The sequence below is a fragment of the uncultured Sphingomonas sp. genome (genome assembly GCF_913062585.1).
In the GTDB taxonomy this organism is placed as follows: Bacteria; Pseudomonadota; Alphaproteobacteria; order Sphingomonadales; family Sphingomonadaceae; genus Sphingomonas.
Window position 1 is genome coordinate 1 of the sequence record NZ_CAJXWX010000045.1, and the last position, 7,245, is coordinate 7,245.

Annotated in this window: 9 protein-coding genes and 1 pseudogene; 7 read left to right on the plus strand and 3 right to left on the minus strand. The window is 65.7% G+C overall.

Annotated elements, in window-relative coordinates:
- From QZ546_RS17525 to QZ546_RS17535, 3 genes and pseudogenes are all read left to right on the plus strand, one after another.
- A pseudogene (locus tag QZ546_RS17525) lies at positions 1-414 on the plus strand (DNA polymerase III subunit gamma/tau); the annotation flags it as partial.
- A 1-nt stretch (position 415) separates the two neighbouring features.
- Positions 416-739, plus strand: a complete 324-nt coding sequence (locus tag QZ546_RS17530; RefSeq protein ID WP_058718319.1) for a YbaB/EbfC family nucleoid-associated protein — start codon at positions 416-418, stop codon at positions 737-739.
- 75 nt (positions 740-814) lie between these two features.
- Positions 815-1,066 carry a hypothetical protein gene (locus QZ546_RS17535; protein ID WP_058718318.1) on the plus strand — a complete coding sequence of 84 codons (252 nt, stop codon included), beginning with the start codon at positions 815-817 and terminating at the stop codon, positions 1,064-1,066.
- Between the two features lie 197 nt (positions 1,067-1,263).
- On the opposite strand, the gene mtgA is transcribed toward QZ546_RS17535, so the two are convergent.
- From mtgA to QZ546_RS17550, 3 genes are all read right to left on the minus strand, one after another.
- Positions 1,264-1,938 carry a monofunctional biosynthetic peptidoglycan transglycosylase gene (gene mtgA / locus QZ546_RS17540; protein ID WP_294240515.1) on the minus strand — a complete coding sequence of 225 codons (675 nt, stop codon included), beginning with the start codon at positions 1,936-1,938 and terminating at the stop codon, positions 1,264-1,266.
- A gap of 215 nt (positions 1,939-2,153) precedes the next feature.
- On the minus strand, positions 2,154-2,318 hold the full coding sequence (locus tag QZ546_RS17545) for a hypothetical protein (protein WP_294240518.1): 165 nt from the start codon (positions 2,316-2,318) through the stop codon (positions 2,154-2,156).
- The gene (locus QZ546_RS17550) at positions 2,318-3,280 is read right to left on the minus strand and encodes a threonine/serine dehydratase (RefSeq protein ID WP_294240521.1); all 963 of its coding nucleotides are present in this window, start codon (positions 3,278-3,280) and stop codon (positions 2,318-2,320) included. The genes QZ546_RS17545 and QZ546_RS17550 overlap by 1 nt, the downstream gene beginning before the upstream one ends.
- Before the next feature lie 141 nt (positions 3,281-3,421).
- Here QZ546_RS17550 and QZ546_RS17555 point away from each other — a divergent pair, with 141 nt between their 5' ends.
- The 4 genes from QZ546_RS17555 to QZ546_RS17570 all read left to right on the plus strand — a co-directional run bounded on the left by QZ546_RS17555 (position 3,422) and on the right by QZ546_RS17570 (position 7,162).
- A complete protein-coding gene (locus QZ546_RS17555) occupies positions 3,422-4,657 on the plus strand; it encodes a type III PLP-dependent enzyme (RefSeq protein WP_294240524.1) in 1,236 nt (411 codons plus the stop codon).
- Positions 4,658-4,841: 184 nt separating this feature from the next.
- Positions 4,842-5,891 carry a deoxyhypusine synthase gene (locus QZ546_RS17560; RefSeq protein WP_183952068.1) on the plus strand — a complete coding sequence of 350 codons (1,050 nt, stop codon included), beginning with the start codon at positions 4,842-4,844 and terminating at the stop codon, positions 5,889-5,891.
- Positions 5,891-6,037: a hypothetical protein gene (locus QZ546_RS17565; RefSeq protein WP_294240531.1), complete on the plus strand. Its 147-nt coding sequence runs from the start codon at positions 5,891-5,893 to the stop codon at positions 6,035-6,037. Before QZ546_RS17560 ends, QZ546_RS17565 begins: the two co-directional genes overlap by 1 nt.
- Positions 6,038-6,157: 120 nt before the next feature.
- Entirely contained in the window at positions 6,158-7,162 is a 1,005-nt protein-coding gene (locus QZ546_RS17570) for an alpha/beta hydrolase (protein WP_294240534.1), read from the plus strand.
- The last annotated feature ends 83 nt before the right edge of the window (positions 7,163-7,245 follow it).

Genomic DNA, 7,245 nt, shown 5'->3' on the forward strand with positions numbered 1-7,245 from the left:
GCCCCGCCCCCGCCGCCCGCCGCGCCTCAGCCGCCCAAGCTACCCGACAGCTTCGTCGCGATGATCGACCGGCTGGACGATATGGGCCAGTTGGCGCTCGCGGCCCGGTTGCGCCACGGCGCGCGTCTGGTGCGTTATACTCCGCCGGAGGTCGTGTTCAGCGGATCGCGCCCGATCGCGGCCGATACGCTGAGCGAGTTGATCGCGGCGCTGAAGACGGTGACGGGCCAGGTCTGGCGCGTCACGCTGGAGGACGTCCCCGGCCAGCCGACGCTGCACGAGCAGCAGATGGCGGCCGAGGAAGCGATCAAGACCGCCGCGTGGGAGTCGGACATGGTCCGCGCCGCGCGCGAGGCTTTCCCCGAGGCCGAACTGATGGAATGGCCCGGCAAACGCAGTGTGAACGGAGCATGATGTGAAGAATCTCGACGAAATCCTGGCGATGGCCCAGAACGTCCAGAACGAGCTGGAAAAGGCGCAGGCCAATCTCGACAATATCGAGGTCGAGGGCGTCTCGGGCGGCGGTCTGGTCAAGGTGAAGGCGTCGGCCAAGGGCCGGATCATCGGCATCACCATCGACGACTCGCTGATGCAGCCCTCGGAAAAGGGGATGCTGGAGGACCTGCTGGCCGCCGCGATCAACGACGCGCGGACCAAGGCGGATGCGGCCTCGGGCAGCGAAATGTCGAAGATGACCAGCGGCCTGCCGCTGCCGCCGGGCTTCAAGCTGCCCTTCTGATCCGCCTTCGGTCGTTTCGGGAACGGTATGGCGGTCATGGCGTTGCTTCCTCCACATCATAGAGGAGGGAATGTCATGGCCGACGAACGCGTTACCGAGACCTATGGCAATCAGCAGCCGCACACCACGGTGATCGAGCGGCGCAGCGGCGGGGGCGGCATGGCGATCGCCATCGTCCTGCTGATCGCGGTGCTGGTCGGCGGCTTTTACCTGTTCAGCCGGGGCGGTGCGGAAAATCGCCGTGACGCGGCGGTGACGTCAGCGGCCAAGAGCGTCGGTGATACCGCAAAGAAGGCGGGCGACGCGATTTCCGGCGACGCCAAGTAAGGGGGCGGTCGCGGGCTTCGTCGTTTGCGGCGAGGCCCCTCCCCCATCCCCTCTCGCCTGCGGGAGGGGCGAGTTGGTGGATGCCGCAGGATCAAACAACACAGGGATCGACGCGTATCGCTCGCCAGGAACACGCCCCTCCCGCGGGCGGGAGGGGATGGGGGAGGGAACGGTGTCTCACCGAGCCCCCCACCCCGTTACCGAATACAGGCATCCAACCCCTGCCGCCGAACCACGCCGACATAACGCGCAATCACATTGCCATGCTTGCGCACGAACCCCGTCGGCGCGACCGCCGCCCGCTTCTTTGGCAACGGCAGGACCGCCGCGATCCGCGCCGCCTCGGTCGGCGACAGATGCGAGGCATCATGCCCGAAATAGCGCATCGCCCCGGCATTGGCGCCGTACGTCCCGATCCCCGTCTCGGCGATGTTGAGATACACCTCCATGATCCGCCGCTTGCCCCATAGATTTTCGATCAGGAAGGTGAACCAGGCCTCGAAGCCTTTGCGGATATAGCCGCCATTCTGAAACAGGAACGCGTTCTTGGCGGTCTGCTGGCTGATCGTCGAGCCGCCGCGAATCCGCCCGCCCTTGGCGTTGCGATAGGCGGCCCCCGCCATCGCCTTGAAATCGAAGCCGTGATGCGAGCAGAAACGCGCATCCTCGCCCGCAATGGCGGCGCGCGCCATGTTCGGGTCCATCTCGGACAGCGGCATCCAGTCCTTGGCGACGCCATGCCCGCCGAGCACGTCGCCCAGCATGGTGAAGGTCATCGGCGGCGGCACGAAGCGATAGATGCCGACCCAGACGACACTGAGGATCACGAAAGCGAGCACGGCCTTCAGGGCCCAGCGAGCGATACGGAACATAAAGGGCCTTTAGCGGGGTTTTCACGCCAGGTCACTTGCAACCGAGCCCCGTTCCCCGGCGAAGGCCGGGGCCCAGTTCCTATGGCGCTTGAGGCGGTGGCTGTATTGGCGGGAGGCATCGCTTTTGCCTCCCACGCGACGCTTTTGCGCGCCTCCAGCCGTGTAGCAACTGGGCCCCGGCCTTCGCCGGGGAACAGGGTTGGGGATGGACGCGGCTAGATCGTCCAGATCAGCACATTCCCCACCAGCACCACCGCCATGACCAGCATCAGCACGCCCTTGCGCCGATCCCCGCGCCGGATCGTCACCACCCCGCCCGCGACACAGGCAAAGGCCGCCAGCATCGCGATTCCCGGTGCGGCCTGGGCGATCCCCTCCATCAGCCGGCCAGCACCCGTGCATAGGCCGCACGGTCGACATTGCCGCCCGACAGGATGACCAGCATCCCCTCTTCCGCCGCCACCTTGCCCGCCAGCAGCGCGGCGAGCCCGACCGCCCCGCCCGGTTCGACCACCAGCCGCAGCCGGTCGGCGGCGAAGCGCTGCGCCGCCGCCACCTCGGCCTCGCTGACCGCGACGCCTTCCGCCCCGCGCCGGGCCAGCACTTCGAAGGTCAGCGGCGACACGCGGGTCGTCTGGAGCGAGTCGCACGCGGTCGGCGGCGGATTGTCCCCCACCGGCTCGATCCAGCCCGCCTCCAGCGAGCGGCGCATATCGTCCCAGCCCTCGGGCTCGACGACGGTGATCCTCGCCTCGGGCAGCGCCAGCGTCAGCCCCGCTGCGAGGCCGCCGCCGCCACAGGGCGATACGACATGGCCCGGCGCGGGCAGGCCCAGCGCCGCCATCTGCGCCGCCGCTTCGATGCCCGCCGAGCCCTGCCCCTCGATCACCCAGGGATCGTCGAAGCTGGGCACCAGGGTCGCGCCGCGCGCTTCGGCGAGTCGGCGTGCGATCTTCTCGCGGCTTTCGGTCGCGCGGTCATAGTCGACGATCTCGGCCCCCAGCGCGAGCGTGCCTTCGCGCTTCGATACGGGCGCATCGGCGGGCATTACGATGGTCGCCGCGATCCCCAGCCGCCGCGCGGCCCAGGCGATTCCCTGCGCATGGTTGCCCGAGGAGAAAGCGACCACCCCGCGCGCCCTAGAATCGGCATCCAACGCGGTTAATCGGTGCCACGCGCCGCGCAATTTGAACGCGCCGATCGGCTGCAGGTTTTCCGCCTTGAATGCGACCTCCTTCCCATTGATTTTCAACGGAATTATCGGGGACGGCGGCAGGATTCTGGCGATCTTTTCTGCGGCGTCGCGGACCCCGGCTTTTGTCGGCTGTCTTAAGATTGTCACTTTTTATCTCCGACCCGCTTTCTACCGCTTTACATTAGAAAAAGCGGACCCTATTTCGCGCTTCCGCTGCCCCATGGGACTTCCAACCGCAAGGCAGCTTTTTGTCACCGTATGCCGTCAGGCAATTGGAGGTCCCTTGAGTTGCACCAGAATCATCGCGCGCTGGGGCTAGCTGCCCATTCGACCGCCGTCCCCTCCAACCTGGAGCGCGGCATCGACATCGCCAAGCGTCGCCCGGCTGATCCGGTCACGCTGCTTCGCCCGCACGCCGCTGCGCGCGCCGCCCGATTCTTCGTCGAGAAGTTTCCGGGCCGGCCGATGTATGCGGTGAAGGCGAATCCGTCGCCGGATCTGATCCAGATCCTGTGGGACAATGGCATCACCCATTTCGACACCGCCTCGATCGCGGAAGTGCGGATGGTGAAGTCGGTCGTCCCGCAGGCCGTCTGCTGCTTCATGCATCCGGTGAAGTCGGAAGAGGCGATTGCCGAGGCTTATTTCAAGCACGACGTCCGCACCTTCTCGCTCGACAGCCAGGAAGAGCTGGCGAAGATCGTCCGCGCCACCGATGGCGCGACCGACCTGACCCTGTGCGTCCGGATGCGCGTATCGTCCGAGTACGCCAAGCTCAGCCTGGGCTCGAAGTTCGGCGTCAGCCTGGAAGAGTCGAAGGACCTGCTGATCGCGACCCGCCAGGTCGCCGATGCGCTGGGCATCTGCTTCCATGTCGGCAGCCAGACAATGACCCCCGACGCCTATTCGGCGGCGATGGAGCGCGTGCGTGCGGCGATCGTCGCGGCGGCAGTCACCGTCGACGTGATCGATGTCGGCGGCGGCTTCCCCTCGGCCTATCCGGGCATGACCCCGCCGCCGCTGGAGCGTTTCTTCGAGACGATCCACCGCGCGTTCGAGAGCCTGCCGGTGTCCTATTCGGCCGAACTCTGGGCCGAGCCGGGCCGGGCGCTGTGCGCCGAATATTCGTCGGTCGTGGTGCGCGTCGAGCGTCGCCGGGGCAATGAGCTGTACATAAACGACGGCGCCTACGGCGCGTTGTTCGATGCGGCGCATATCGGGTGGAAGTATCCGGTCCAGCTGCTGCGCGAGCCTGCTTCCGACGCGCGCGACATGGACTTCAGCTTCTGGGGCCCGACCTGCGACGATCTCGACTTCATGCAGGGTCCGTTTCCGCTGCCCGCGGACACGAACACCGGCGATTATTTCGAGATCGGGATGCTGGGTGCCTATGGCCAAGCCATGCGCACGCAGTTCAACGGCTTCACCTGCGCCGAGTTCGTGGTGACCGACGATGAGCCGATGTTCTCGGTCTATCGCGACGAGGCGGAACAGGTCCTGCCCGCCAACGTCGTCAAGCTGTAACCCGGCGACTTTAGCACTGCCTTATCCCCTTCCGCTTCGGCGGGAGGGGAATGGGGTGGTATTGCGGTTTCGACCGCGATAAGGCCCCTTCCCATACCGGCCCTGCCATTCGCGCAGGTCCGGGCCAGCCGGGTTACCGCGTCCCCAATAACGACGACGGCTTCTCGATGATGATGGAACCATCATGACCGACACGATCAACGACAACCGTAAGGCCGAGCTGCTCTCCAGCGTGGTCGAGCATATCGACATCACCAAGTTCGACGCCCGCCCGATCATCGATTCGATGGGCAAGATGAGCTTCACCAGCCGCGACCTCGCGCGCGCGACCGGCATCTACAATCAGATGCTGGCCGACAAGGATTGCTCGATCTTCCTCGTCATCGCCGGTTCGACCTCGGCGGGCGGCTGCATGGACCTGTATGCCGAGCTGCTACGCTCGAACATGATCGACGGCGTGGTCGCAACCGGTGCGTCGATCGTCGACATGGATTTCTTCGAGGGCCTGGGTCACAAGCACTATCAGGCGCTGGAAGTGCCGGACGACAACACGCTGCGTTCGCTCTACATCGACCGCATCTACGACACCTATATCGACGAAGAGCAGCTCCAGGATTGCGACCACACGATCGGCAAGATCGCGGACTCGCTGGAGCCCAAGGCCTATTCGAGCCGCGCCTTCATCCGCGAGATGGGCAAGTATCTGGCCGAGCACGGCAAGAAGGAAAACAGCCTCGTCAAGCTCGCCTATGAGCATGACGTGCCGATCTTCTGCCCGGCCTTTGTCGATTCGTCGGCGGGCTTCGGCCTGGTGAAGCACCAGGTCGAGCGTGCCAAGGAAGGCAAGCCCTACATGGTGCTCGACGCCATCGCCGACTTCCGCGAACTGACCGACATCAAGATCAAGGCGGGCACCACCGGCCTGCTGATGATCGGCGGCGGCGTGCCGAAGAATTTCATCCAGGACACGGTTGTCTGCGCCGAGATCCTGGGCCATGACGACGTCGAAATGCACAAATACGCCGTGCAGATCACCGTGGCCGATGTTCGTGACGGCGCCTGCTCGTCCTCGACGCTCAAGGAAGCGGCGAGCTGGGGCAAGGTCGATACCGCGCTCGAGCAGATGGTGTTCGCGGAAGCGGGTTCGGTCATGCCGCTGCTCGCCTCGGACGCCTATCATCGCGGCCATTGGCGTGAGCGCGTGAAGCGTCGTTGGGGAGCGATTTTCGACTAATGCTGGGATTTCTTGAACGCGAACAGCTGGCCTATGCGATCATAGGCGTCGTCCTGGTTGCCGTGCTGGCGTTCGCAATCCCCTATATGCGTCGTCGCAAGCGCGAGAAGCTGCGCCGGCGCGGGATCAAGAAATACGGTCATTGAGATCGGGGCGGAGACGAAGGTTTCCGCCCCTTTTTCATGCGCGCCTTTTCACTTGATCGGCGCGCGTGGCCCCGGCACCCTGATCCCGGAAGAGCGCTATCAGGCGCTGAGATTGAGGGGATGCCAGTGATCGACCGACGCTCTCTGATCGGGGCCATGGCCACCGGGCCGCTGGCGGGCCGCGCGGCGGCGCAAGCCGCGTCCGCCACCGCCACTGCCACTGCCACATCGGCGATGACGCCCTGGCCACCAGCCGAGCATTTTTCGCTCTGGCCCGGTCGCCCACCCGGCGCTCGCACCACCCTGCCCAGGCCGAATCCGTCGATGAACGGCCCCGCCGGACGCCAGGAGCTATGGCTGCGCGGCACCGCCGATCCGATCGTCGCGGTTTTCCGGCCGGAGCGTGCCGATGGCCGTGCGGTACTAACCATACCGGGCGGCGGCTATGGCTTTGTCTCGATCCAGAATGAGGGGATCGACGTCGCCAGGATGCTCAATCCGCACGGCATCACCGTCTTCGCCCTCTCCTATCGCCTGCCCTCCGAAGGATGGGACGATCAGGCGAATGTACCGCTGCAGGATGCGCAGCGGGCGATGCGGCTGATCCGGGCCAATGCGGCGCGTTACGGCACCGACCCCGCCAAGCTGGGCATTGTGGGCTTCTCGGCCGGCGGGCACCTCGCCGCGTCGCTGACCGTCGGATATGACGACAAGGTCTATGCACCGATCGACGCCGCCGACCGGCAATCGGCCAAGCCCCGTTTTTCCGGGCTCGTCTATCCGGTCGCCAGCCTGTCGACGCCGACCACCCATGCCGGATCGCGCGACAATCTGCTCGGCCCCAATCCCGATCCGGCGACCAAGGCCCGCTACGACACGCCGCGCCGGATCAATGCGAGCACGCCGCCGCTGTTCCTGGTCCATGCGGTCGATGACGGGCTGGTACCGATCGACCAGTCGATCGACGTACTGACCCAGGCACGCTCGGCCAAGGTGCCGGTCGAGGCACATTTCTTCGAGCGCGGCGGCCATGGCTTCGGCGCCATGAGCGCGCCCGAGGGTTCGCCCGAGCGGCTATGGCCGGACCTGTTCGATCGGTGGATCGCGCAGACGCTGAAGGGGTGATGAGCATGGGGGTGCTCTTGCCGCTGTCTCTTATACACATCTCCGAGCCCACGAGACCGTACTAGATCTCGTATGCCGTCTTC